This is a genomic window from Nocardia sp. NPDC004718 (genome assembly GCF_053601535.1).
This window is the reverse complement of record NZ_JBSGCA010000009.1, coordinates 79760-105783: the sequence shown is the minus strand read 5'-3', so window position 1 is coordinate 105783 and position 26024 is coordinate 79760. Positions and strand designations below refer to the sequence as shown.

22 protein-coding genes, 1 other RNA gene and 1 pseudogene are annotated in these 26024 nt (G+C 70.2%); 12 read left to right on the top strand and 12 right to left on the bottom strand.

Annotation, left to right across the window (positions count from 1 at the left end; translation table 11 throughout):
• Positions 1-130 precede the first annotated feature (130 nt).
• The 5 genes from ACWEH3_RS09740 to ACWEH3_RS09720 all read left to right on the top strand — a co-directional run bounded on the left by ACWEH3_RS09740 (position 131) and on the right by ACWEH3_RS09720 (position 13009).
• Positions 131-775, top strand: a complete 645-nt coding sequence (locus tag ACWEH3_RS09740; RefSeq protein WP_450015269.1) for a hypothetical protein — start codon at positions 131-133, stop codon at positions 773-775.
• A 72-nt stretch (positions 776-847) separates the two neighbouring features.
• Positions 848-1585 (top strand): zinc ribbon domain-containing protein, encoded by a 738-nt coding sequence (locus tag ACWEH3_RS09735; RefSeq protein WP_450015155.1) that lies wholly within the window; start codon positions 848-850, stop codon positions 1583-1585.
• A gap of 31 nt (positions 1586-1616) precedes the next feature.
• Positions 1617-2810 (top strand): bifunctional RNase H/acid phosphatase, encoded by a 1194-nt coding sequence (locus ACWEH3_RS09730; RefSeq protein WP_450015154.1) that lies wholly within the window; start codon positions 1617-1619, stop codon positions 2808-2810.
• Positions 2811-3123: 313 nt separating this feature from the next.
• Complete coding sequence (locus ACWEH3_RS09725; RefSeq protein ID WP_450015153.1) at positions 3124-5595, top strand: FAD-dependent monooxygenase; 2472 nt, start codon at positions 3124-3126, stop codon at positions 5593-5595.
• A gap of 250 nt (positions 5596-5845) precedes the next feature.
• Positions 5846-13009: an amino acid adenylation domain-containing protein gene (locus ACWEH3_RS09720; RefSeq protein ID WP_452358296.1), complete on the top strand. Its 7164-nt coding sequence runs from the start codon at positions 5846-5848 to the stop codon at positions 13007-13009.
• 7 nt (positions 13010-13016) lie between these two features.
• Here the strand turns inward: ACWEH3_RS09720 and ACWEH3_RS09715 are convergent, their stop codons facing one another.
• Positions 13017-13832, bottom strand: coding sequence for a helix-turn-helix domain-containing protein (locus tag ACWEH3_RS09715; RefSeq protein WP_450015151.1), 816 nt, complete (start codon positions 13830-13832; stop codon positions 13017-13019).
• A 129-nt stretch (positions 13833-13961) separates the two neighbouring features.
• Here ACWEH3_RS09715 and ACWEH3_RS09710 point away from each other — a divergent pair, with 129 nt between their 5' ends.
• The 3 genes from ACWEH3_RS09710 to ACWEH3_RS09700 all read left to right on the top strand — a co-directional run bounded on the left by ACWEH3_RS09710 (position 13962) and on the right by ACWEH3_RS09700 (position 15987).
• Complete coding sequence (locus ACWEH3_RS09710; RefSeq protein ID WP_450015150.1) at positions 13962-14384, top strand: hypothetical protein; 423 nt, start codon at positions 13962-13964, stop codon at positions 14382-14384.
• Between the two features lie 170 nt (positions 14385-14554).
• Positions 14555-15136, top strand: coding sequence for an N-acetyltransferase family protein (locus tag ACWEH3_RS09705; RefSeq protein ID WP_450015149.1), 582 nt, complete (start codon positions 14555-14557; stop codon positions 15134-15136).
• On the top strand, positions 15133-15987 hold the full coding sequence (locus ACWEH3_RS09700) for a hypothetical protein (RefSeq protein WP_450015148.1): 855 nt from the start codon (positions 15133-15135) through the stop codon (positions 15985-15987). Before ACWEH3_RS09705 ends, ACWEH3_RS09700 begins: the two co-directional genes overlap by 4 nt.
• A 4-nt stretch (positions 15988-15991) precedes the next feature.
• Here ACWEH3_RS09700 and ACWEH3_RS09695 read toward each other — a convergent pair whose 3' ends face one another.
• The 4 genes from ACWEH3_RS09695 to ACWEH3_RS09680 form a co-directional block, all read right to left on the bottom strand.
• Positions 15992-16453, bottom strand: coding sequence for a GNAT family N-acetyltransferase (locus ACWEH3_RS09695; RefSeq protein ID WP_450015147.1), 462 nt, complete (start codon positions 16451-16453; stop codon positions 15992-15994).
• Between the two features lie 48 nt (positions 16454-16501).
• Positions 16502-17074 carry an NUDIX hydrolase gene (locus ACWEH3_RS09690; protein ID WP_450015146.1) on the bottom strand — a complete coding sequence of 191 codons (573 nt, stop codon included), beginning with the start codon at positions 17072-17074 and terminating at the stop codon, positions 16502-16504.
• 32 nt (positions 17075-17106) lie between these two features.
• On the bottom strand, positions 17107-17394 hold the full coding sequence (locus ACWEH3_RS09685; RefSeq protein ID WP_355072797.1) for a hypothetical protein: 288 nt from the start codon (positions 17392-17394) through the stop codon (positions 17107-17109).
• A 93-nt stretch (positions 17395-17487) separates the two neighbouring features.
• Positions 17488-18375 (bottom strand): alpha/beta hydrolase, encoded by an 888-nt coding sequence (locus ACWEH3_RS09680; RefSeq protein WP_450015145.1) that lies wholly within the window; start codon positions 18373-18375, stop codon positions 17488-17490.
• Positions 18376-18411: 36 nt separating this feature from the next.
• On the opposite strand from ACWEH3_RS09680, the gene rnpB reads away from it, so the two are divergent.
• Positions 18412-18825, top strand: an RNA gene (rnpB, locus tag ACWEH3_RS09675) — RNase P RNA component class A.
• A gap of 97 nt (positions 18826-18922) precedes the next feature.
• On the opposite strand, the gene ACWEH3_RS09670 is transcribed toward rnpB, so the two are convergent.
• Positions 18923-19291 (bottom strand): hypothetical protein, encoded by a 369-nt coding sequence (locus ACWEH3_RS09670; protein ID WP_379252995.1) that lies wholly within the window; start codon positions 19289-19291, stop codon positions 18923-18925.
• Positions 19292-19743: 452 nt separating this feature from the next.
• On the opposite strand from ACWEH3_RS09670, the gene ACWEH3_RS09665 reads away from it, so the two are divergent.
• From ACWEH3_RS09665 to ACWEH3_RS09655, 3 genes are all read left to right on the top strand, one after another.
• The gene (locus tag ACWEH3_RS09665) at positions 19744-20058 is read left to right on the top strand and encodes a hypothetical protein (RefSeq protein WP_228827325.1); all 315 of its coding nucleotides are present in this window, start codon (positions 19744-19746) and stop codon (positions 20056-20058) included.
• A gap of 16 nt (positions 20059-20074) precedes the next feature.
• Positions 20075-21526, top strand: a complete 1452-nt coding sequence (locus ACWEH3_RS09660) for an RNB domain-containing ribonuclease (RefSeq protein WP_450015144.1) — start codon at positions 20075-20077, stop codon at positions 21524-21526.
• Positions 21527-21647: 121 nt separating this feature from the next.
• Positions 21648-21896 (top strand): hypothetical protein, encoded by a 249-nt coding sequence (locus ACWEH3_RS09655; protein ID WP_452358295.1) that lies wholly within the window; start codon positions 21648-21650, stop codon positions 21894-21896.
• Here ACWEH3_RS09655 and ACWEH3_RS09650 read toward each other — a convergent pair.
• From ACWEH3_RS09650 to panB, 6 genes and pseudogenes are all read right to left on the bottom strand, one after another.
• Complete coding sequence (locus ACWEH3_RS09650) at positions 21886-22749, bottom strand: CHAD domain-containing protein (protein WP_450015268.1); 864 nt, start codon at positions 22747-22749, stop codon at positions 21886-21888. The genes ACWEH3_RS09655 and ACWEH3_RS09650 overlap by 11 nt on opposite strands.
• 45 nt (positions 22750-22794) lie before the next feature.
• A pseudogene (gene pip, locus ACWEH3_RS09645) lies at positions 22795-23742 on the bottom strand (prolyl aminopeptidase); the annotation flags it as partial.
• 13 nt (positions 23743-23755) lie between these two features.
• The gene (locus ACWEH3_RS09640) at positions 23756-24205 is read right to left on the bottom strand and encodes a hypothetical protein (RefSeq protein ID WP_450015142.1); all 450 of its coding nucleotides are present in this window, start codon (positions 24203-24205) and stop codon (positions 23756-23758) included.
• A 263-nt stretch (positions 24206-24468) separates the two neighbouring features.
• A complete protein-coding gene (locus ACWEH3_RS09635; protein ID WP_450015141.1) occupies positions 24469-24870 on the bottom strand; it encodes a PIN domain-containing protein in 402 nt (133 codons plus the stop codon).
• Positions 24867-25085, bottom strand: coding sequence for a type II toxin-antitoxin system VapB family antitoxin (locus ACWEH3_RS09630; protein ID WP_450015140.1), 219 nt, complete (start codon positions 25083-25085; stop codon positions 24867-24869). The genes ACWEH3_RS09635 and ACWEH3_RS09630 overlap by 4 nt, the downstream gene beginning before the upstream one ends.
• A 58-nt stretch (positions 25086-25143) precedes the next feature.
• Positions 25144-25998: a 3-methyl-2-oxobutanoate hydroxymethyltransferase gene (panB, locus tag ACWEH3_RS09625; protein WP_450015139.1), complete on the bottom strand. Its 855-nt coding sequence runs from the start codon at positions 25996-25998 to the stop codon at positions 25144-25146.
• Positions 25999-26024 lie beyond the last annotated feature (26 nt).

Sequence of the window (26024 nt, the reverse complement as noted above, 5' to 3'; positions counted from 1 at the left end):
CACGTCCGCGTCCGAACCCGTTGTCTCGGCGACGAACTGGCAACGGCGTGTCGGGGCGTGTCCGTGCCGGGCCGGGAAAGGTTGGGCGGTTCGGGTGAATCGAGTAGTTCGCGCGGGGTACAACTACCGCATGAACTTCCCGGTTGATTTCGGGCTCGTGCAGATCGGGCTGATCCTGCTGCTGGTCGTCGGTGTAGCGCTGATCGTCTCCGGTCTGATCGCGGCGCGCCGGGTGGGCATGCGGCCGCTGCTCGCGCGGGGGACGGGCGGGCTCGCGCTGCTGCTGGTCGCCGCGGTGCTGCTGTGGATCGCGACGCTGCTGCAGACATATCTGGGATTGACCGGCGAGATCAAGGCTGCGCACGTGGTGGCCAAGCCGGTGGCGGGGCAGGAACACCTGCTCGACGTCGACCTCACCCTGTACGGCGACGACGACCACTCCGAACAGCGCCTCACCCACCGGGTCGAAGGCGACATGTGGGTACTGCAAGCGGGCATCGTCGAGTTGGAGCCGTGGGTGAACGCTCTGGGCTTTCACTCCGGCTACCGGATCAGCCGCCTGTACGGTCAGCGTCTGGACGGCGTCGCGACCAAACAGAACCAGATCTTTCTCAACGACGGCGACCGCGACTTCTTCGCCGACATGCGTGCCGGCCGCTGGTGGACCCAGCCGTTCGTGCGCTCCGCCTACGGCAACGCGGTGATCGCGGTGCCCGGCGAATACGACGTCTACATCTCCCGCGACGCCATCAAAACTCGCACGGTCGGCGGCTGACGCCGGTCCGCCGATCCGGCGGGGTACGGTTGAACACCAGTCCCGTCCACCCCGTCCAGGAGTTTGTCCGCGTTGAATGTCGAACCCCCGATCCAGGCCGAGCTGCTGCGGCTCGCCGCCGTCGACGCCGAGCTGACCCGGATCGCGCACCGCCGCACCGTGCTGCCCGAGCAGCAGGAGGTGGCGCGGCTGGAGGCCGAGCGCAACGCGCACTCCGACGCCGCGGTGGCCGTGGAGATCGTGCTGGACGATCTCGACCGCGACATCCGCAAGCTGGAGGGCGAGGTCGAGGCGGTGCGCAAGCGCGAGGAGCGGGACAAGAGTCTGCTCACCGCGGGAACCGTGAACGCCAAACAGCTTTCGGAGATCCAGCACGAGCTGGGGAGTCTGGAGCGCCGCCGCTCCGTGCTGGAGGACGAGCTGCTCGAGGTGATGGAGCGGCGCGAGGCCTCGGCCGCCGATCACGAGCACGCGGGCGCGCGGTTGAGCAAGACCGACGAGGAACTCGCCGATGCCAGGCGGCAGCGGGACGAGGCGCTCGCGGACCTGGACGTGGCGCAGACGCGCTGCGAGACCGATCGCTCCGGTGTGGTGGCGAAGCTGCCCGGCGAACTGCTGGCGATCTACGACCGTCAACGGGAACAGCACGGCGTCGGCGCGGCCCTGTTGCAGGCGCGCCGTTGCGGCGCGTGCCGCATCGAACTCGATCGCGGCGAGATCGCCCGTATCGCCAAGACCGCTCCCGACGTGGTCGTGCGCTGCCCGGAGTGCGGCGCCATCCTGGTCCGGACCAGGGAATCGGGGCTGTGAGTTCGCCGCGACCGGTTGCCGGGGAGATGCGATGAGCTTCCCCGAGGTGATCGTCGAGGCCGACGGCGGCTCGCGGGGCAACCCCGGTCCGGCCGGGTACGGCGCGGTGGTCTACGACGCCGATCACGTCCGGGTGCTCGCCGAGCGCCGGGAGTTCCTCGGCATCGCCACCAACAACGTCGCCGAATATCGCGGACTGATCGCCGGGCTGGCGGCGGCCGCGGAGCTGGGCGCCGAATCGGTCGTGGTGCGGATGGATTCCAAGCTGGTCGTCGAGCAGATGTCCGGTCGCTGGAAGATCAAGCACGCGGCCCTGATCCCGCTCGCCGACCAGGCCCGCAGGATCGCGGCCGGGTTCGCCCGGGTGAGTTACTGCTGGATCCCGCGCGCGCAGAACTCGCATGCCGACCGGCTCGCGAACGAGGCTATGGACGCCGGAGCCGACGTGGACGAGGGCCGTGCCCCGGCCGCAGGCACCCGGTCGGTGGAGGCCGCCGATCCGGCTCTCGCGCACACCGAGCGCGATCTGCCGAGCTGGATCGACGAAGCCAAGGAAGCGAACGCCGAGCAGTCGAAGCCCGCGCAGCACGGTCCCGGCTGGACCCGTGCCACCGGTAGGCCCACGCGTTTGCTGCTGCTTCGCCACGGCCAAACCGAGTTGTCGGTGCAACGCCGCTATTCCGGTCGCGGCAATCCGCCGCTCACCCCGCTGGGCCGCGAGCAGGCCGCGCGCGCCGCGAAGATGCTGGCCGCCAAAGGCGGCATCGCCGCGGTGGTCAGCTCTCCGCTCGGCCGGGCCAGGGAGACCGCCGAGGCGGCCGCCGCCGCGCTCGGGGTCCCGGTCGAGATCCATGAGGGGTTGATCGAGACCGACTTCGGCGCGTGGGAGGGGTTGACCTTCGCGGAGGCCGCGCAACGCGATCCGGATCTGCACGCCCGTTGGATCGGTGACCCGACCGTCGCCGCGCCCGGTGGGGAGAACTTCGAGGAGGTCCGCGCGCGGGTGGACGCGGCTCTGCGCGACCTGCTCGAGCGGTATCCCGGCGCCAATGTGGTCGTGGTCAGTCATGTGACCCCGATCAAGACGCTGCTGCGGCTGGCCCTCGATGCCGGCCCGTCGCTGCTGTATCGCTTGCATCTGGATCTGGCGTCGCTGTCGATAGCCGAGTTCTATCTCGACGGCGGGTCTTCGGTGCGTCTGGTGAACGATACGTCCTACCTCTGAAGCCGACGACAAGCCCGATTCGAGGGCGAACGCGGTGCGTGGAGGGCGAATTATGCCTCATTGCAACACATTTCCGTTTCACAATCGCGCGATGCGGTGAATCTCACTTCAACTCGGCCTTGCGCGCCCAGTAGCGGTAGGCTTCCGGACGGTCAGGCACAGGCGTCCTAGCTGCCTGCCTGGTCGGGGTCGACGCAGTGACCTCGGTCAGTGCTGCTCAGCGGGACGGTTTCGCGCGGGCAGCGTGGCCCGCGGGCCGCGTCGCGGCGGAACCACCTGTGCCGTCGAGTGGTTCGATGAGAGTGCAGGTTCGATGAGCAGTCCGATCAAGGTTGTCGTTCTCGGGGCGGGGATCGGAGGACTCACCACCGCGGCCGCCCTGCGGCATGCGGGATTCGGCGTCGAACTATACGAAGCGGGCCCGGAACTGCGGGCCGAGGGCTTCGGACTTTCCGTGCAGGCCAACGGAATCAACGCACTGCGCACGTTGGGTCTCGGCATCGACGAGCAGCTGCTCGAACGCGGCGGCCGGGTCGAGACCTTCCGTTTCTGCAACCCCGACGGCAGCCCGATCCGGGTGCTCCCGGTGCATCGGCTCGACGCCCAGCTCGGCGCACCCGCCGTGGCGCTGCACCGCACCGACCTGCACGACGTGCTGCTGAGCGCGATCGGCGACACGCCGACTTTCGTCGGCGCGCAGGCCACCCGCTTCGTCGACGACGGCCAGCACGTGCGCGTCGAGTTCGCCGACGGCCGGGTCGCCGAGGGTGATCTGCTCGTGGGCGCCGACGGTATCCACTCGGTGGTGCGCGCCCAGTTGCACGGCCGCGCCGAGCCGCGGCCCGGCGATTTCGTCTGCTGGCTGGCCTGCATCCCGTTCGAGCACCCCAATGTCGCGCGCGGGTTGTCGGCGCACTTCTGGGGCACCGGAATGCGTTTCGGCATCCACGACATCGGTCACGGCCGGGTGTACTGGTGGGGCACCAAGACGCTGCCCGCCGACGAGGCCGCCAACTGGCAGGGCGGCAAGGAAGACCTACTGCGCTTGTACGCCGACTGGGCGCCGGAGGTGCGCGCCTGCATCGAGCAGACCGACGAAGCGGCGATCCTGGCCGTGCCCGCGCAGGACCGCCCGCCGCTGGCGCAGTGGGGCCGCGGCCGGGTGACGCTGCTCGGCGACGCGGCGCACCCGATGCTGCCCAGCCTCGGCCAGGGCGCCAACGCCGCGATCGAGGACGCGGTGGTGCTGGCCAGTGTGCTGCGCAACTCCCTGGATCCGGTCGCGGGCCTGCGTCGTTACGAGAAGTTGCGCGCCGACCGCACCGCCATGTTCGTGAACGGATCGGCTTCGCTGGCGAAGATCGAGCAGACCACCGACCCGCGCCTGGTGCGGGTGCGCGACACCTACTTCCGCCACGCGCCCACCGAATTCTTCCTGCGTGAACTCGGCAAACCGATGTCGTTCCCGGCGCCGGACGGCCCGACGGCGCGGCTGCCGCGTCCGCTCTCGCCGGTCGAGCGCTGGCACTGGATCGCCGATCAGCTGGCACCGCTGCACATCCTGTCGCGGGTGCGCATTCGTGGCCACGTCGAAGCCGACCGGATTCGCGCCGGCTTGGACGAAGTGCAGCGCCGACATCCGCTCTTGCGGGTCGCCGTCGCCGCCGAACCGGACGGCACCGCACCGCGTTTCGTGCCGGTGCAAGCGCCGATCCCGCTGCGCGTGATCGAATCCGAGGACAGCACGAACTGGCTGACCGAGGCCGACGAGGTGGAGCTGCGCGAGCCCTTCGACTGGCGTACCGGCCCGCTGGCCAGGGCGGTGCTGATCAAGGAGACCGACGGCACCAACGAGCTGATCGTCACGCTGCACTACGCCATCGCCGACGGCGAGAGCGCGTTGTCGGTGGCCAAGCAGGTGCTCCAAGTGGCCGCGGGGGAAGGCGGCGATTTCGCGCCCGCGCCGGTCCGGCCGGGACCGGAGGAGCTGTTCCCGCCGCGCTTCCAGGGGGCGGGCGGTGCGCTGCGCACCGCGGGATCGTTCCTGCGCGACCAGAAGTCGCAGCTGCGCAAGCCCCGCAGGCTGGAGCCGACCAGGCTCGCCCCGCCCGCACAGCGGCGCAGCCGGGTGGTGCACCGCAGTCTCGACGGCGACCAGTTGGAGGCGCTCACCGCGGGCTGCGCCCGCCACGGCGTCGGCCTGCAGGCCGCCCTCTCCGCCGCGCTGCTGATCGCGGCGGCCAGGGAGGCGGGCACCGACAAGGCCGCCTGGTACACCGTCGGCAGCTCGGTCAACTTCCGTGACCATCTCGACGGCGCCGCGGGCGACACCGAGGTCGGCACCTATCAGGGCATGATCGCCACCCCGGCGAAGTACGCGCCGTGGGCTTCGCTGTGGGAGATCGCCGCCGAGATCGAGCGCGAGTACGGTGCGCGGATGGACCGGCGCGATCACTTGTCCGCGTTGAACCTGCTGAAGGTGGCCGCGCCGAAGTCGGTGGCCGCCAGCGCGTCCACGGTGAAACTCATGGACACTCGCGGCCCGGGACATCTCTGTATGACCTACCTGGGCGACTACCCCTTTCCGGACAAGATCGGCTCCTGGCAGCTGGAGGGTGCGCAGTTCGTCTCCGGCATGTCCGTCAGCGGCTTCATCATGGCCACCGCCAACGCGACGCACAACGAGCTGTCCCTCAACATCGGCTACGTCGAGCCCGCGGTATCACGTGACCGCGCCGATCGTCTGGCCGACGAAAGCGTGCGCGCGCTGCTGTCAGCTTGCTGACCGGCCCGCATACACCGCGATAACAACAGCAGAGTCGCGGCATCGGCAGTGCCGATGCCGTGATTCGCGATATCGATAACTGGATAAGTGTGGTAGCAGCTTTGCGTGTCAGCGATCAGGGTGGGCTCGAGTAGATCCGCGCACGGCCGGTGCCGCGACTGTCGCGATAGGAGTGACTGTGACATTCGAACCGAGTGCTACTTCCGAGAGACCCCCCGAAGCCTGGCCGGTCAGCGCGTACCAACGCGATGTGTTGTCGGTCGCCTACCGGTATGCCCCGGCGCCGGTCACCCGAAACGCCTACTGCGCGTTCATGGACGCACCGTTCGACATGGACCGGTTGCGCGCCGTGGTGCGCAGGGCGCTGCTCGCCGACGAGGCGCTGCGCCTGCGGTTCGAGTTCTCCGAAGGCCGCTTCTGGCAGTGGGTCTCCGACGAGCTACCCGAGGTCGAGCTGGTCGATCTCAGTTGGGCGTCGGACCCGGCCGCGGCGCGCCGCGACTGGGTGAACCGGGCCAATGTGACGCCGTCCCCGCCCCGGCAGCCGTTCCGGATCGCCGCGCTGGTCGACGGGCCCGACCACTTCCATCTCTACGTGGCGATGCACCACGCGATGATCGACGGCTGGGGCGTGAACGCGCTCTGGAGCGCCCTGGTCGACAACTACAGCCGCACCGACCTCTCGCTCGAGCAGCTCGCCGAGCCTGATCCGTTCACCGAGCAGACCGACCGCGGCGCGGCGACCTATCGCGAGATCGCCGCCGAGCACGAGGAGTATCTGTCCTCCCCGCAGTGGGTGGCGGACCGCGACGCGCTGGTGCGTCGCTTCGAGGGAGTGGTCCCCGCGCTGTTCTCCGGGCGTGCGAGCACGCCCGACGTCAACCGGGGGCGGCGGCGCGTGGTGGTGGAACCCGCGTTTCTCGACCGCATTCGCGCCACCGGCTTCTCCGTCTTCGCGTTCACCGTTTCGGCGCTGGCCGCCTACCTGACCACCATTCACCGCTCCGAAGAGGTGGTGATCGGCGTCCCGATGCTCAACCGGCACAGCGCGGAGACCTTCCGCACCGCCGGGCACCGGACGAATGTGGTACCCCTGCGCATCCGGGTCGACCCCGCCGAGCCGCTGTCGGCGGTCGCCTCGGAAGTGGCCGCGCAGATCCGGGAACTCAAGCGCTACGAGCGTTTTCCCTACGGCGACCTGGCACGTGCCCTCAGCAGCGACCCGACGGCGCCGCCGCTGTTCGACGTGGCGTACTCCTACATCAAGATGCCGCCGTCGGATCACCTCGACAAAATTCTCGGCACCCTCGACATCGTCAACCCGGGCACTGTGCTCGAGGCGCTGAACATTCTCGGCGTCGAGCACGCGCGCGACGGCTCGCTGAACCTCCAGCTCTATTACGACAAGGACGTCTTCGACGACAACTTCCCGTTCGAGTCGGTCGTGCGCGGCGTCGGCGCGCTGCTGGTGGCGGCGCTGGACCGCCCCGGGGTGCCGATCTCGGCCTTGCCGCTGATGCCGAGGCGGGAACAGGCGGTTATCGCCGCGTTCGAATCCGGTCCGCGCGAGGAATTCCCGTACACGACGATCGATCGGCTGGTCGCCGACGTGGCCGCACGGCATCCGGACCGGATCGCGATCGAACCGGTCGCCGGGTCCGGGGAGCAGCCGCTGCGCTATGCCGAATTGTCCGCGCTCGCCGACGGTTTCGCCGCCAGGCTGCACGCACTGGGCGCGACCGGCAACGAATGCGTCCCGGTGGTACTGCCCCGCTCGACGGAGATGCTCGTCGCGATCTTCGGTGCGCTGCGGGCCGGTTGCGCCTATGTGCCGCTCGACCCCGACTTCCCGGCCGCTCGAATCGAGACCGTGCTCGCCGACTGCGGGGCACGATTCGTCGTGGCGGGGCCGGAGCATCGAGCGGTTTTCGACAGGCTGGGCGTCACGAGGATCACGGTGGCCGACACCGTCCCGGCGCGCGGTATCGAAAATGTCTCGCATCCAGCGGATCTCAGCTACCTCATCTACACCTCCGGTTCCACGGGCGTGCCCAAGGGCGTGATGATCGAGCACCGGTCGGTGGTGAACCGCCTGACCTGGATGCAGCGACGCTACCCCCTACACGATTCGGACGTGATCCTGCAGAAGACGCCGGTGACCTTCGACGTCTCGGTGTGGGAGCTGTTCTGGTGGGCGATCACCGGCGCCAAAGTGGCGCTGCTGGAACCGGGCGGCGAGCGCGATCCGCGCCGGATCGCCGACGCGATCGCCGTACACGGCGTGACGGTACTGCACTTCGTGCCCTCCATGCTGGCCGCGTTCGTCGACGAACTCACGGCCGACCCCGCCACGGTCGCCCGGATCGGCAGCGTGCGACGGGTTTTCTGCAGCGGCGAGGCGCTACCCCCGGCGCTCGTGCGCCGGTTCCACGCGGTCTTCGCCGCGGCCGGGGCGTCGGCGCCGCAGCTGGTGAATCTCTATGGACCGACCGAGGCCACCGTCGACGTCTCCTATTTCGACTGCCCCGCCGACGATCCGCTCGACGTGGTGCCGATCGGCCGCCCTATCGACAACATCGACTTGCTCGTGCTCGATCACATCGGCCGCCGGGTGCCGGTCGGCGTGCCGGGGGAGCTGAACATCGCGGGTGTGGGCGTGGCCCGCGGCTATCGCGGCAGGCCCGAGCTGACCGCGGCGGCGTTCGTCGACGATCGCGCGGTGCCGGGGCGCCGCCGGTACCGCACCGGTGACCTGGCGCGCTGGCTGCCGGACGGCAATCTGGAATACCTGGGTCGCTTCGATGATCAGGTGAAGATCCGCGGCAACCGGATCACTCTCGGCGAGGTGCAGAACGCGATGCTCGGCTGTGCCGGGGTGCGTGCGGCGGCCGTGGTGGACGAGGTCTCGGAAGCGCACGGCGTGCAACTGGTCGGCTATTTCGTCGGCACCGACGTCTCCGGTGAGGAGATCGCCGCGCAGCTGGCGGCCCGGCTGCCCCGCTACATGGTGCCGTCGCGACTGATCCGGGTGGACCGGATTCCACTGACTCGCAACGGGAAACTGGACCGGCGCGCCCTGGCCGAGCAGCTCGTCCTCGGCCACGGCGGCGAGCCGGTCGCGGGCGCGGAGCCGCGCACCGATGTCGAGACCAGGCTCGCGCAGGTCTGGCGCACCGTCCTGGGCGTCGAGTCGGTCGGCGTACACGACAACTTCTTCACCCACGGCGGCGACTCCATCCTCGCGCTGGCCGTGCGCACCGCGGCCGAACGCGCCGGGCTGTACTTCGACGTGGACGCCTTCTACCAGGCGCCCACCATCGCCGAGCTGGCCCGCGTCGTGCGCGACGACCGCCACGGCGAGCGTGGCCGCGTCGCCGCGCCCCTGGAGACGGTGCCGCTGATCGACCGCGCCGCATTGCACCAGGCCGAGGACGCGTTCCCGGCAACGGCCCTGCAACTGGGCATGCTGTATCACAGCATCGAGCGCGCCGACTCGGTCACCTACAAGGACGTGTTCCGCTATCGGCTCGAAGTACCCTGGGACGCCGCGCAATTCGGGGATGCCGTGGATCGGCTGGTGCGGCGTCAACCCGCGCTGCGCTCGTCGTTCGAGCTGAGCAGGTATTCGGTTCCGTTGCAGATCGTGCATGTCGCGCCGCCCTACGAACTGGAGATCATCGATCTCGGCGAGATGGACGAGGCGGACGGCGAGGACCTGATCGAGATCTATCTCCAGGAGCGCGCCCACGCCCAGTACGACATCTCACGCGCTCCGCTGTTCGCGATCCGGGTGTTCGTCCGTCCCGGCTCGCAGAAGCCGGTCGGCACGGTGGACCTGGTGCTGAGCTTCCACCACGCCATCCTGGACGGCTGGAGTGTCGCCACGTCGGTGCTGGAACTGCTGCTGGACTACCTGCACCACATCGGCATGACCCGCAACCGGGTCGAGGCCACCCCGCATCCGGCCACCGTGCTCGCCGAGTACGCGCGGGCCGAGCAGAGCGCCGCGCGCGACAGCGCGGCCCGCGCGTACTGGCTGACCGCCCTGGAAGGCGCCGAACCCACCGCGCTCACCGCGCTGGGGGTGCACCAGCCGGTGGTGGCGGGCGTGCCGCAAGCGCGGGCGCTGGTGCCGCGCAGGCTGGCCGAACGGGTCTACGCGTTCGCCACGCGCCACCAGGTGCCGGAGAAGTCGGTGTATCTGGCCGCGCACTGCCTGGCGTTGCGGGCCCTCACCGGCCGCACGGACGTCACCACCGGCGTGGTCAGCCACGGTCGCCCGGACCGGGCCGGCGCCGAACGAGTGGCGGGCCTGTTCCTCAACACGCTGCCGATCCGGTTGGACGGCACCGCGACCACATGGCGCGCGGCGGTAGAGCAGATCGCGCGACGCGAACGCGAGGCCTATCCGTTCCGCCGCTACCCGCTGCGGTCGATCCTCGCCGACGGCGGGCCGGTCTTCGAGACGGCGTTCAACTTCGTCAACTACCACGTCTTCCAGCCCATGCTCGTGCTGGACGGCGTGCGCCTGCTCGATTTCGACGCCCGCGAGGAGACCAACTTCCAACTGCTGGTCACCGCGGCCACCGACCCGCGCGACGGCCGGATGTGGTTGCGGGTGGACGGCGACCACACGCTGACCGCCGAGCAGTGCGAGACCGTGGCGCTCACCCAGTTGCGCATGCTGGCCGGAATCGTCGCCGACCCGGACGCGGCGATCGACCGTGGCGTCGGCCCCGCGACCGCCCGCGACGTGGGCACGCTGGTGGCCGAGGCGGCCGCGCTCGACCCCACCCGCATCGCCCTGGCCGGTGACGAGGAATCGGTCACCTACGACGAGCTGAGCGAGCGCTCCGACCGGCTGGCCCGGCGCCTGGTCGGGCTCGGGGTGGCGCCGGGCGACCGGGTCGGCATCCTGATGGGGCGCCGCCCGCAACTGGTGCTGCTCGTGCTCGCGCTGACCAGGATCGGGGCCGCGTGTGTGCCGCTGGATGTCAGCTACCCGCGAGCCAGGCTCAATCTGATGATCGACCGAGCCCGCCCGCACCGGGTGATCGCCGACGCCGCCTATCGCGACATCGTCGACGACGCCGCCTTGGTGCTGGACACCGCCGCGCTCTTCGACGACTCCGCGCCCGACGCGGAAGTGGCGCTGCCCGACCACGTCTCGCCCGACGCGGTGGCCTACGTGCTGTTCACCTCCGGGTCGACCGGTGAGCCCAAGGGTGTCGCCATGCCGCACCGCGGCCTGACCTCCCTGGTGGACTGGCAGAATCGCGCGTCCACCGGCACCGGCCTGCTGAGCACACTGCAGTTGGCGCCGTTGAGTTTCGACGTCTCGTTCCAGGAGATCTTCACCACCCTCGCGGCCGGGTCCACCCTGCGGGTGAGTTCGGCGGATCTGCGATCGAACGTCGAGCAACTGCTGACCACGGTGGTGGAAGAGGGCATCGAACGGCTCTTCCTGCCGTACGTGGCCTTGCAGGCGTTCGCCGAGGCGGCCGTGGCGCACCGGATGTTCCCGACCGAACTGAAGGTGCTGATCTCCTCCGGCGAGCAGTTGCGCATCACCGACGAGATCCGCGCCCTGTGCAAGGTGGTTCCCGGCCTGGTGCTGGAGAACCAGTACGGTCCCACCGAGTCCCACGTCGCGACCAAGTTCACGCTCACGGGTCCGGCCGACGAGTTCCCCGCGCTGCCGCCCATCGGGCGCGCCGTCGACGGCGACACCGTCGAACTACTCGACAGCGCCCTGCGACCGGTGCCGGACGGCGTGATCGGCGAGATCTATCTCGGCGGCCGCAGCATCGCCCGCGGCTACGAGGGCAGGCCCGCGCTCACCGCGCAGCGGTTCGTCGCCACGCACGCGGGCGGAATCCGCTACCGCACCGGTGATCTCGGCGTCCGGCTGTTCTCCGGCGACATCGTCTGCCTGGGACGCAGCGACAGCCAGGTGAAGATCCGCGGGTTCCGGGTGGAGCCGGCCGAAGTCGAGCTGTGCATCCTGAGCTTGGTCGAGAAGTTCCCCGGCATCACCGAGGCCGCCGTGGTGGCGCGCGGTTTCGGCGGCATCGACGGCTCGCTGATCGCGTTCCTGGTCGGCGCGCCCGAGCAGACCGACCTCGCCGCGTTGCGGCACGACCTGCGCTCGATGCTGCCAGCGCACATGGTGCCGTCGCGGTTCGCCTGGCTCGATGAGCTGCCCCGCACGCCCAGCGGCAAGCGCGACGACGCGACGCTGCGCGCCTACGGCGAGGACGCCACGGAAACCGTGTCGGCACGGCGGGAGCCCGCCGACGAGTACGAGCGGTCGGCGGTCGAACTGCTCGCCGAGTACGCGGGACTGCGCGCCATCGGTGTGGACGACGACTTCTTCGCGGCGGGCGGCACCTCGATCGGGGCGATGCGGGTGGTGATGGCGCTGTCGCGCCGGTGGGGCGTCGAGGTGCCGCTGGACGCGTTCATCGGCGCGCCCACCGCCGCCGGGATCGCCACCCTGGTGCGGTCGGGTGCCGTGCAACGCACATTCGACCCGCTGGTGCCGATCAGCGTCGGCGGCAGCAAGCCACCGCTGTTCCTGGTGCACCCGATCGGCGGAAACGTGCTGTGCTACCTGGCCCTCGCGCGTTATCTGGATCCGGATCGACCGATCTACGGGTTGCAGGCGGCAGGCGCGGATTCCGGCAGCGCCCCGGAGAAGACCATTCCCGCGATGACGGAGTCGTACCTGCAGGCGGTGCGGCGGGTGCATCCGAAGGGGCCGTATCACTTGGCGGGTTGGTCGTTCGGCGGCTACGTCGCCTTGGAGATGGCCCGCCAGCTGCCCGAGCACGAGGTCTCCAGTGTGACGCTGCTGGACACCATGGCGCTGCGCGCCCGCACTCGGACCCCGATTCCGGAGGAGAAGCTCATCCGGTGGTTCTTCCTCGAGCTGCTGTGGTACGCGCGGGGAAGCCGCTCCGCCCTGGTCGATTTCGAGCCCGGCGTGCACAATTCCGAGGATCTGTTCGCGGCGATGCTGGCGGAGTCGGTGCGGTCGGGCATCCTGCCCGCCGACAGTTCGCCGCAGGCGATCCGGCGGCTCTACGAGGTGTTCTTCGCCAACTACTCGGCCATGCTGGACTACAAGCTCGAGCCGTACCAGCGCGACATCACGCTGCTGCGCGCCACCGAGGGCCTGCCGCCGGGCGTCGACCTGGCGCACAAGACCGTCGGCAGCATGTTCGACAGCGCCGACAACGGCTGGAAGCAGTACGCGGCGCGACGGTTCACGGTGATCGACGTGCCGGGCGATCACCTGAACATGATGACCGAGCCGAACATCGGCGAGCTGGGGCTGCGGTTGGACGAGGTGCTGTCGGCCGCCGATCCCGACCTGGACCGCGAGTGGGACGAGTCCATGCTGGACGCCTGAGGTCCGCTCACGACTCCGCCGCGGCCGCCGCCCCGCGCAGCGCGGCCGCGGTGAAGTCGTCCAGGGGATAGAACAATTCGATGGCCAGCTCCGAGAGCGTCACGTCGGCCGGAGCGCCGAAGGTCGCCATCGTGCTGAACATCGACAGTTCGCCCGCCGGGGTGCTGATCCGGATCGGCACCTCGAACGGGCTGGACGGTATGCCGGTCTGCGCCTCCGCGTCCGTCCCCGGCGGATCGGGGTAGCCGGAGACCTCGTCGTAGAGTGCGGTCAGTTCCGCGTCACCGCTCGCGCTGACCTGCCTGGCCAGCCGCTCCAGGAACAGCTCGCGCACCTGGGCCCGGTTGGCCAACCGGGCCGAAAGCCCGTCCGGGTGCAGCACCAGCCGGTAGACGTTGGGTCGGGGCGCGCGGACGTGCTCGGGGACGCCGTCCATCAGCACGCTCATCGCCGCGTTGCCCACCACCACGTTCCACAGCCGATCGATGACCACCGCCGGATACGGTTCGTGGGCGGTCAGCATGGTGTCCAGCGCGGAACGGACCGACGCGAGATGGGCGTCGTCGAGGCTGCTCTCCCGGTAGGCGGGCGCGAAACCGGCCGCGACGAGCAGAGTGTTGCGTTCGCGCAGCGGCACCTCCAGCGTGTCGCACAGCCGCAGCACCATCGCCCGGCTCGGCGCGGCTCGGCCGGTCTCCACGTAGGACAGGTGCCGCGCCGAGGTGTCCGCGGCCAGCGCCAGGTCGAGCTGGCTCAGCCTGCGCCGTTGCCGCCATTCCCGCAGCAGGATGCCCGCTCTCGATTGTGTCCGCACCGAAGTCACCCGGTCAGCTAAGCATCCCGCCGCACGGTGCGGCCATGACCTCGGAGGTTATTGAGACGCCCACCTCCGGGCAGCAGGGTTGGTGCCGGGAGCCGACCGGCCCCGCCGGATCGACCATGGGAGTTCGACATGAGACCCACCACCCTGGCCCGCCGCGACGGCGGCGCCGCGTTCCTGTGCTCCGCATTGCGCGTGGACGGCTGGAGCACCGGGATCTTCGGCGGGGTGTTGCTCGCCGGAGCCGGACTGCTGCGCGACCCGCTGGGGGTACCGACGGGCTGGAGCATCGCGTTCGGCGTCGTCATGCTCGGCGGCGCGCTCGCGCTGCTGTCGATCGCCCGGCGCCCGGCGGTCGCCGCGCGCTACGCGGGGGCGGTGGTCACGGTCAACGCGCTCTCCGCGGCGGGGATGATCGGGCTGGCCGGTTCGGGATTCTTCGCGTTGACCGGGCTGGGTATCGCATTCCTGCTCGCCGGCGCGGCGGCGGTGGCGACCTTCGCCGGACTGGAGTTCGCCGGGCTGCGCAGGCTCGGTGAGCGCCGTGCTCGATGACGACCCTTCCCGCCGCGCCGACGAAGCGACCCCGCGTGGCGGCTCCGGACGCCCTTGCCGGTTCGAGGGGTACGAGGACCAGGTTCCCGTTGCGGATGTCGCGCTGACAGCGTCTCGCCGTGGCCGAAATCCGTTGTGCACGAGTTCGTCGACCGGGTAGAGACATGCGGATGGACGTCTCGATACCCGGGATCAGATTGCTCGTGCCCGATGACTGGGCGGTGTTCCGGCGCGTCCGGCTCGCGGCGCTGACCGACGCGCCGCAGTTCTTCGGTACCACCCTGGCCGAGGCGCAGGCCCGCACCGAAAGCGACTGGCGGCGCGCCCTGTCGGACCGGGCGCAATTCGTGGCGGAGTCGGCCGGGACCGAAGTGGGCACCGTCGCGGGCATGCTCGACCCGGAACGCGGTGGCGTCCACTTGATCTCGATGTGGGTGGCCCCGCGGGCACGGGGGACCGGCGTGTCCGACCGGCTGGTCGGCGCGGTGCTCGACTGGGCGGTCGCGGGCGGACACGACGTCGTCCGTTTGGAGTTCGCCGAGCACAATGCCTTCGCGGAGCGGCTGTATCTGCGCAACGGCTTCGTGCGGACCGGGGTGAGCGGGCCCATGGCCCCTGGCGGCCCGCGACGGGAATTCAAGATGGCGTGGCGGCCGTCCCGTTTGTCCGCCCCTTCGCAGGGTATCCGGGCCGCGACGGCATCCGAGACGCCCGTCCCGCACCGCGACGCCGAGCACAGGAGACAGCCATGAACAAGCGCAAGCCCACGGACAAGGGACCCGACGACGTGCAGGACACCGCCGACATCTCCGGTGACCGGCCGGCCGGAAGCGGGCAACCGGCCGAGGGTGCGGCGCACGGGGGCCGGGAGCCGGGCGCTACTCGGCGCGCGGCGGGCACGCCCGGCGACGCCAACGAAGGCGGCGCGGGAGCACCGGACACACGGAGTGCGGCGCAGGTCTCGGAAGACGCGTCCGTGCAGGCGGGCGGCGCCGCCGACGCGGCGGCGACGGTGACCTCGGGGAAGGTTCCGACCGGCACGGCCCCGCAGGCGGGCAGCACGCCCGAATCGGGAGAGCCGCTGTCTTCGGGGGAGATTCCGACCGGCACGGCCCCGCAGGCGAGCAGCACGCCCGATGCGGGGGAGTCCGTGAGTACCGGCGCGGCCCCGCAGGCGGACAACGCGCCCGGTGCGGCGGAGACGGTGTCTTCGGCGGAGATCGCGACCGGTGCGGCCCCGCAGACCGGCGGTACCGCCGACGCGGCGGCGATGTCTTCAGCGGCGGCTGCGCAGGCGGGTAGCGCTCCTGGTGCGGCGGAAAAGGCGGAACCGGAGCCGGAATCCACCGGGAGGCACGCGGCCGGAGCGGGAAGTCGGGAGCAAATGCCGGTCGAGGAGTCGGTTCGACGCGCGGCCGAGCGCGCCGAACAAGTCCAGGCGGACGCCGCCACCGCCGCCGAACGTGGCGCGGCGGGAATTCCCGGCCCGGTGGCGCACCCGGGCCGCACTCTGTTGGAGACGCTCCGCGACAAGCCCGTCCTCGCCGCGATTCCCGCCTCGGTCCTGGCTTTCATTTTCTGGCGCGCGTTCCGCCGAGGCTGACTCCTTACACGCGCCGCCGGTAGAACTGCCGAGATCCGCCTTCCGGCCCGGGATCCGCGTCCTCCGCGGGATGGAAGCCCAGGTTCTCGTAGAACGCGCGCGCACCACTGGCGACCGCGCCGGGATGGTCGGGCCCGAAGGTCACCACTTCGAGCGTGCCGGGAGTCGGCACGTAACGGCGGATCGCGTCCGTGGTGAGCGCCCGGCCGATCCCATGCCCGCGTGCCTGTTCCGCGACGACCAGCCAGTGCACCCGGTAGGTCGGCGGGTTCGAGCCGAACAGGATGCCGCCGAGCACCTCCGCCCCCGCGGACCGGGCGACGAGCGCCGTACCGCGCCGCACGTGCCGCAGCACCGCGGCGCGAAACCCGGCATCGTCGGCGGACGCGCCGAACCAGTGCTCGACCTGCCCCGCCAGTTCGAGAAAACCGGCGAGGTCGTCCTCTCGCGCAAGCCTGACAATCATCCGCGCCATCGTGACACCATCGGCCGCCCCCGTCGACTCGAAGGGACCTCAGTCGGCGGCGGGTCGCAGAGCGATGTCGAGCTTGGTGCGGAAACGTCGGAAGTGGGGGTCGGTGTCGTGGCGGGCGAATCCGTCCAGCTCCCACCATCGTTCACCGTCGAACTCGCGCGGATCCAGGGCATGGCCGTCGGCGCGGTCACCGCGGATGACATACCAGAGGCTGACGTCCTCGTGACCGGAGTCCGAACCGACCGTGGTGGTGACGGTGAGGAACAGCGGGTCGGGCCCGATGACGTCGAAGAGGGCCTCGACGCCGATCTCCTCGGCCGCTTCACGCCGCGCGGTATCGAGCGGATGCTCGCCCGGATCGACGTGCCCTCCGGTCGGCAACCACAACCCGGCGCGGCGATGCTTGCCCAGCAGCACCGCTCGTGCCGCCGGATCGACCAGCACGACATAGCAGACCAGGTGCCGCGGCGGGGTCGCCGGTCTGGCCCGCCGGAAGATGTCGTCGGTCGACGCGAGCCAGGCCAGCGTCGTGTCGATGTGCTGTCGCTCGAGCTCGTCGAGGGGCGCGATCCGACGCACGATCTCGGCGACCGCGGCGGTGGAGGGCTGCACGGCACGGACTGTAGCGCCGGGCACCGACAGGTTCAGCCGTCCAGCACAACCGGTTTCAGCCGGGCCGTGTACGCCGCGGCGCGGTCGAGCGCGTCGGCGGCCGCCGCGAGTTCGATCAGCGCTTCTTCGAAGACTTCGCGTGCCCCGGCGACGCAGTAGCCGGGTGTGGTGAGCGCGCCGATCCCGTCGGTATCGATCAGCAGCCCGGAATCCGGCAACGCGCCGTAGTCGTCGGCCAGCGCCGCGAGGTCGCGCCGCAACTCGCGTACCCGGTGCAGCAATCGGCCGCGCCGTTGCTCCAGGATCAGGGGATCGATCATCGGTGCCTCGTTTCGATCGACACGTGCTCTTTCGCAATCTACCGAGCGCGGCACCGATGTGCGGCCCGGCCGCCGGGCCGGGCCGCGAAAGCCCTATGGTCGCAGCACCGACACCAAAAATTCGGTTTGGTCGTACACGGTCTTCTCGAAGACCTCGTCGAAATATATGTCGAAATGTTTGGCGGGATAACGTTTCACCACCGCGTGCTTGGTGCGTTCGGCGGCGCGCAGCGCCGATTTCACCGGCGCGACGGAATCGTCATCGCACAGCGCGTACAGCACCGGCATCTTCAGGGCCTTCGCGCGCCGCGCGGGTGCGTCGAAGAGTGCCGAGAACGCTACTCGCGCGGCCACTTTCGGCTCGTAGGTCTCGCTCTCGTCGGTCAGCCTGCGAAAGCCGTCCGGTACGTCGGGCGCGCTCATCAGCGCCGCGGCGCCGCGGCGTCCGGCCAGCCGAATGCCGACCGGCTTGCGCCGGAGCGTTCCGAGCAGCAGGTCGGTGGCCGCGATGGCGGTGACCTTGACCAGGCTGATCGGTCCCTTGGCCAACGCCGAGGACAGGCCGCTGGTGAACGGCACCTGCGCGACCACGGCCGCGATATAGGCGTCGTCCGGTGCGACCGAAAGCACGTGGCCGCCGCCGAAGGACGTGCCCCACAACGCGATCCGGGTCGCGTCGATGCCGCGCAGCGTGCGCGCGAACGCGATGGCGGCATGCCAGTCCGCGCGCTGGCGCGCGATGTTCAGCAACTGGCGCGGCGTGCCCTGACTGGCGCCGAAATGCCGATAGTCGAATACCAGGACCGCCATTCCCGCGGCCGCGAAACGCCGCGCGTACCGATCCAGTCCCATTTCCCGATTGGCCCCCAGGCCGTGTCCCATCACCACTAGCGGGCGGGGTTTGGGTGCGCCGTCCGGGCGATATAGCCACGCCGCGCACTGTTCGCTTCCGGATGGGAAGCCGACCTCGACACGTTCCATGGCCGTCAACCGTACCCAGTATCCTGTACTGGCGGACGAGTTGGTCGGGCGGCCGCGGCGCTGGGAACGGGCACGGCTGTGCCGCCGCCCGGCGCCGAGGAAAGTCCGGACTCCACAGAGCAAGGCGGTTGTTAACGGCAACCCGGGGTGACCCGCGGGAAAGTGCCACAGAAAAAAGACCGCCCACGGCCCAGCGGTCGTGCGGTGAGGGTGAAACGGTGCGGTAAGAGCGCACCAGCGCCCCGGGTGACCGGGGCGGCTCGGTAAACCCCGCCCGGAGCAAGGTCGAAGGCCGCACCGGTTACGGTGCGGCTGCGCAGGCGCTCGAGGGCTGCTCGCCCGAGCCTGCGGGTGGACCGCTCGAGGTACCCGGCAACGGAGTGCCCAGATGGATGGCCGCCTCCCGGCTCAGGCCGGGGACAGGATCCGGCTTACAGACCAACTCGTCCGCCCGCCGGCGCGTGCTCCGCACTCCGGCTCGACTCCGCGCGAGGTCGCGTTCCGCGAGCTCGGCGGGTGTGCGAAGCACGCCGGGATAGCGCGGGGGTCAGCACATGAGTTTGGCCATTTGGTAGATCGCCTTGGCTTCCTCGGCGCTGGGCTGGGTGGCGCCGCCCGCGCGCTTGGTGATGTTCTTGACGACGTCGTCCTCGGATTTGCCCGCTTTGATGTCCCCGCAGGTTTCGGTCAGGATGCTCGCGATCTTCGCGTCGTCCTTGCCCTCGGCCAGCTTGGGGAACGCGCCGCGGAAGCTGACGAGGAACGCGCCCGCCTTCACACTGTCGACCTGGGCGGCGGCCTGTGCCGTGGTGGTGGCGGACGAGGTGGCATTGCTGGTCTTGTCGTCCCCGCATCCGGTGAGGAGCAGGGCGAAGAGGGTGGCGCTGGCCGCGATGGCGGCGGTAGTTCTTGTCACGGAGCGGCATGCTAGCCGCCTATAACCACCGCCGCCTCCCGTCGGGTTAACGGGAGGCGACGAGCAGTGGGAAAAAGAATCGGGCGGTCAGATCGGGTTGATCACGAAAACCTGCGCCCAGTACGCGGCCTGCTCCGGGCCCAGCAGCGGCAAGAGGTAGTCGAACAAAATCGATGACATAGGTGTGGAGCTCCCAAATTGTCGACGTGCGGAACATTTCCAAACGTGCGGGCGAACCCACGCCCGTCACGGCGGGCCACGTTAGCAGCGCCGCCCGGGTCGTGTCGCGGGGCGAGAATTTCCGCTGTCCGATTCGCGCGGAACTGGCCCTGATCGTGATCGACGTCATAAAGTAGTCGCCGTTGGTAAGGGCCGGTGCGGGGCAGCACCGGGCCATTCATACTTCGATCGCGGGAAAGCAGGTCTCAACACATATGCGAGTAGTTCGCTCCATGGTCGCCGGCGCATTGGTCGCAGGCGCCGCTTCGGTTTTCGCGGTGCTGGGTGCGGGGTCGGCCGGCGCGGTCGCGGTCACCCCGCTGCCGGGCGGGGTTCAGGTCGACCTGAGTCCCGCCGACACGGTATGGGTGCACCAGAATCATGTCGGTCTGGCTATCGCCGGGTTGCCGCATCCGTCCGCCGCCTCCTTCGGCGAGGCGCTGGACGCGGCGGCTCAGGTGTCGTCCTCGGTGCCGAACGGCCGGGTCACGTTCACCGTCTACGGGCCGTTCGACCAGTTGAACGGCTCCATGCTGGCGCTGCAGTAGGACCCGGCGCCCCAGCGTGGAACTCCACCAGCGGATCGTGTCGGCGCCGGTCGATTTCGGCGCCATCCGGTCCGAGTTCGGCCTGGCCTCGGCGTACCCTGCCGAGGCCAGTGCCGAGGCCCGCGACGCGGTCGACGCGTTCGCGGGTAACCGGGTCGATCGCACGGACATCCCGTTCGTGACGATCGACCCACCCGGGGCCATGGATCTGGACCAGGCCCTGCATATCGAACGCGGTCCCGGCGGCTTCCTCGTGCATTACGCCATCGCCGACGTGGGCGCCGTGATCTTCCCCGACGGCGCGCTCGCCAAAGAGTCCGGCGCCAGGGGCCAGACCTTCTATCTTCCCGACGGCACCGTGCCGCTGCACCCACCCGCGTTGTCGGAAGGGTCCGCCAGCCTGCTTCCGGACCGGACGCGCCCGGTCGCGCTCTGGACGATCGAACTCGACGAGCAGGCCGAACCGGTGCGGTACTCGGTTGTCCGCGCCCTGGTGCGCTCCCGTGCCCGGCTCGACTACTCCCGCGTGCAGGCCGACGCGGAGTCGGGTCGGCTGCATCCCTCGATCGCGGCCCTGCCGGAATTCGGCACGCGGCGCATCGAGGCCGGGCTGGCGCGCGGCGCGATCGGGCTGCGGTTGCCCGCGCAGAGCGTGGTCCAGGACGAGCACGCCGACGGGCACTGGCGACTGGTGGTGGAACCGCGCACCGCCGCCGACGACTGGAACGAGCAGGTCTCGCTGCTGACCGGCATGTGCGCGGCGCGGATCATGCTGGACGGGCACGAGCCCGCGCTGGACCGGGTCGCGCTGCTGCGCACCATGCCGCCACCGTCGGAATCCGCGATCGAGTCGATGCGCCGGACCGCGCAGGCGCTGGGCGTGGCCTGGCCCGACGGCGAAGCTGTCGGCCGGATGCTGGCCCGGCTGGACACCGGCACTCCCGCGGCACTGGTCCTGATGTCCGAGGCGACGAGCTTGCTGCGCGGCGCCTCCTACACTGTCGTCGACGGCGCGGCAGGAGCGCCGCAGGCGCCGGAGGCGTTGCGGCACAGCGCGATCGGCGCGCCCTACGCGCACGTCACCGCTCCGCTCCGGCGGTTGTCGGACCGCTTCGCGACCGAGATCTGCCTGGCTCGGTGCGCGGGGACCGAGGTGCCGCTCTGGGTGCGGGAGGGGCTGGTGAGCGCCGCCGAGACCATGCGGCGCAGCGACAGCGTCGCGGGCAAGATCGAACGCGCCTGCATCGACCTGACCGAATCGACCCTGCTCGCGCAACGTACCGGCGCGACGTTCGACGCCGTCGTGGTGCGCGAAGCCAACGGCAACCGGCCCGCCGTGGTCTTCGTCGCCGACCCGCCGGTGCTGGGCCCGTGCGAGGGGAGACCGCCGGAAGGCGAGACCGTGCGGGTGCGGCTGCTGTCGGCCGACCCGAGGGAGCGGAAAGTGTCTTTCACCTACCCTGCGTGAACGGCAGCGGCGGACGCGCCACACGCGATCTCGTCTCGCGAGCGTGCCGATGAGCAGGGGTCTGCACTGCGGCCGACCGTGGGTTGCGGCCGTGTTGTCGACTGTGGGCCGACGAGCTGGGTTGATCGACCGCGGGTGGGTGGCCGCGTTGCCGACCGCGGACGAGAGGCGGCCCGAGTTGCCGACTCCGGACGCGCGGCCGCGTCGTATGCCGACCGCGGACGACCGCTACCGGTCACGGCACCGCCCGCGGACGACCGCGGACGACCGCTACCGGTCACGGCACCGCCCGCGGCGCTGCTGGTCGGCGAACGCGGTGACCGGCTCGTCCCCGACCGGCTCCGCGCCGGGACGCCGGATCACCCAGTGATGACGGTCGCTCCGAACAGCGCCGCGGCGGTGGCCGGATATCGGCTCAGTTCACGGCCCGCCGCGGCGTCCTCCGTGGCCGCGAGGGCCTCGTACAGGCCGGCGTGTTCGCCCGCCGCCGCGGCCTCGGCCGCCCGGTGCAGGATCGCGTCGTGCGACTCCACCGCGTCCCGATGGTCGCCGAGCACGGTTTGCAGCTTCTTCGCCCGGACGCCGCGATCGGCGGCGTCGTCGCCGAGGACCTGCTGCGCCGCCTCGCACGAATACCGCAGCCGCTTGGCGCTCTTGCGGATGTCGTGCAGCAGTTCCACCCGTTCGAGCGGATCGACGGTGGGCTCGGCGCGGATCAGGGATTCCACCCGGTCGAGGTCGCGCCGCAACACCTCCCGGAAGACGTCCGGTGCCGCCGCATCGGCGCGTGAGTGGCGCAGCGGCGGGTCGGTGCGCCATCGGGACAGTTCTTCGCGCAGCTCGCGGTAGCGGACGCCGTCCAACGCGGTCAGCACCTCGTCGTGTGCCGCGCGATAGCGCTCCCGCTCGGCGTCCACCAGCCGCGCGGTGACCGCGTCGAGCTCCGCCGGGTCGGCTCGCTCGGCATGATCGGCCAGCAGCGTGGCGAACCGATCGGCGCGCACCTCCGCGTCCCGCGCTTCACCGAGCAACCCGGCCAGCCACTTGAGTTCCGCGCCCATCGCGGCGGTGGGCTTCTTGGCGAGCAGTTTGCGGTAGGACCGCAACACGCTGCGCAGCCTGCGGGTGGCCACCCGCATCTGATGGACCGAGTCCTCCGCGTCCGCGCGGACCTCGGGTTCGGCGGTAGCGAGCCGGTCGATGTCCTCGCGCAACGCGTCCACCAGAGCGGACCCCGCCGTGCTCACCGTGCTGGTCCGCGCTTTCGCGAATCGGTCGGTGGCCTCGACCAGGTGATGTGTGATGCCGGGCTCGTTCGCCGCGTGCCCCGCGTCGTCGACGATGTGCAGGACCGACCCGGGCCAGGCTCGGTGCAACTCCCACGCGCTGACCGCAGGGCAGACGATGTCGTGGCGGCCCTGCACGAGCACGGCCGGGATGTGCGCGATGGCGCCGATGTCACGCAGCAGCTGGCCCTCTTCAAGGAACCCGCCGTGCCGGAAGTAGTGATTCTCGATCCTGGCGAACGCCAGCGCGAATCGCGGCTCGGACGTCTCGGCCACCCGATCCGGATGCGGCAGCAGCGAACTCGTCGCGCCCTCCCAGCTGGACCAGGCGATCGCGGCCTTGCGGGCGAGGTCTTCGTCGGCCGAGTGCAGCAGGCGGTGGTAGACCTCGACCAGGTCCTGATCGCGTTCGTCCTCGGGTACCGGCGCGAGGAACTTCTCCCACTCGTCCGGATAGACGTAGCCCGCCGCGCCGTTGTAGTACCAGTCGATTTCCTTGCGGCGCAACAGGAAGATGCCGCGCAACACCAGTTCGGTCACCCGGTCGGGGTGCCGCTGCGCGTAGGCCAGCGCGAGCGTGGAGCCCCATGAACCGCCGAACACCTGCCAGCGATCGATGCCGAGATGTTCGCGCAGCGCCTCGATGTCGGAGATCAGGTGGCCGGTGGTGTTGTGTTCCAGACTCGCGCCGTCGGCCAGGTGCGGGGTGGAGCGGCCGCAACCACGCTGGTCGAACAGCACGATCCGGTAGGCGGCCGGATCGAAGAAGCGCCGATGGAACGGCGCGGTGCCGCCGCCGGGCCCACCGTGCAGGAAGACGACCGGCTTACCGGCCGGATCGCCGCTGACTTCCCAGTAGACCGACTGGCCGTCGCCGACCGCGAGCATGCCGGAGTCATGCGGCTCGATCTCGGGATAGAGGGTGCGCATCCGGCCGCCCGGCTCAGAACGCCAGGCCCGAGGCCAGATCCGGGATGCCCAGCGCCTCCACGGCCTGCTGATGGACATCCGGGCAGCTCTTGACGGTGACGCGGTCGACGATCGGCTTGTCGGCCAGTACCGCGCCGTTGATGCCGCCGTTGCGCAGCGCCCACTCGTGCACCAGGGCGTTCAGCCCGATCTTGCCCAGCGTCCCGCCCTGGATCCGCCAATTGGAGAGCTCCGGCCGGATCATGTCGCACAGCTGGGTCGCGGCCCCGTCGGAGATCTCCGGGCTCGTCGGCGTGACGCGGCCGGAGGTCGTGCCGGGAGCGGCGGTGGCCGACACCGTGGTGGAACTCGAGCTGCCGGTGGGCGCCGGGCCCGAGTCGCTGCCGCAAGCGGTCAGCGTGGCGGCGGTGAGAGCGCCCGCCACCAGCAGGGTGCTGCGTGAAATCCAACGGCTGTACGGCATGGGTACCTCTGGTCGTGTCGGTATTGTCGGCATCGAGTCTGCCATTGATTCCGCCGACCGGCCCGAACCGACCGTTTTCGGTGGGAAGAGTTCAGCCGAAGTGCGCGCGCAGCTCGTCGAGCAGGTTTCGGTACTCATGCGACGCCCGAGCCGCTCGATGGACGGGGAATCACTGCCCGGAGGTAGGGCGTCGGCCGGACTCGGTTCGCCACCGAGGCAGGGTGATTCGAGTGGCGTCGCTCTACCCGCCCACCTCCCGGGTTCTATCGGTCGAGGCGAATCAACGGAAGTTCCGGTCGTACCTTCGCGATCGAGTCGAAGTCCGCGTCCGCGTGAATGAGCGTCAGGCGGTGCTCGAGCGCGGTGAGCGCGATGACGATGTCCATCGGCGACGGCCCGCGATGATGGCCGATGCGGACCAGATCACGCTGCACCGCCAACACGCGGCGCCAGGGATCGTCGAGCGCGGGGTACCAGCTGAACGTGCGTCCGAGAACAGCGAAAAACGGTTCGAAGTCCGTGCCCGATCGAACGGAAACCATGAGCTCGGCTTCGACCGGCGGACAGATCGCGACGAGTCCTTGCGCCACCCGGCGGGGCCATGGATCGTCGACTTGGCCGCGGAGCAGCCGCCACACGGCCGAGGTATCGGCGAGGTAGGTCACCGCTGGGAATGCTCCTCGCCCGCCAGCACGTCGAAGTCCAGAACGTCCTCGGCATTGGCCTGCAGCCAGGCCAAACTGCGGGCGCGATCGTCCGCGGTCAGGCCCGCCGCGATGGCCAGAGCCCGATTGATCGTGTCACGCTTGGTGCGTGTGCCCAGCTGCTGCTGAGCGAGTGCCAGTGCGCCGTCGTCGAGATCGACTATGGTCCGCGTCACGCTCCGCACCTCCCTTGATATACGGATATACGTCAGTATATCAAGGGAGGTGGCGACTTCAGAAGCTGTGCTCCGCCGCGGGGAAGGTGCCCCGGCGCACTTCGTCGGCGTAGGCGGCGGCGGCGGTGCGCAATTCGTCGCCGACGTTGCCGAAGCGCTTGACGAACTTCGCGGTCTTGCCGCTGGTGTAGCCGGCCATGTCCTGCCAGACCAGCACCTGCGCGTCGGTGTCGGCGCCCGCGCCGATGCCGACGGTCGGAATGGTCAGCTTGCGGGTGACCTGCCCCGCCAGTTCGGCCGGGACCATCTCCATCACCACGGAGAACGCGCCCGCTTCCTGGACCGCGATGGCGTCGGCGATCAGTTGCTCGGCGCCGTCGCCGCGGCCCTGCACGCGGAATCCGCCGAGGGTGTTCACGCTCTGCGGGGTGAAGCCGATGTGCGCCATGACCGGGATGCCCGCCGCGGTGATCAGCGCGATCTGCTCGGCGACCCGCTCGCCGCCCTCCAGCTTCACCGCGTGCGCCCCGCCCTCCTTCATGAACCGGGTCGCCGTCGCCAGCGCCTGCTGCGGGGAGGACTCGTAGGTGCCGAACGGCAGGTCGGCCACCACCAGCGCGTGCGGCGCGCCGCGCACCACCCCGCGCACCAGCGGGATGAGCTCGTCGACGGTGATCGGCACGGTGGTGTCGTAGCCGTACACCACGTTGGCCGCGGAATCGCCGACCAGCAGCACGGGAATGCCCGCTTCTTCGAACAGCCGCGCCGAGGAATAGTCGTAGGCGGTCAGCATCGCCCAGCGTTCACCGTCGGCTTTCATCTGCTGCAGGTGGTGCACCCGGGTCTTGCGCATCTTCTTGGGCTCGGCGGGCGCCGCACCGTAAGCAGGGGTTTCCGAGTCGGATACGGACATCATCGTCCCTTTCGTCTGTGTCGCCT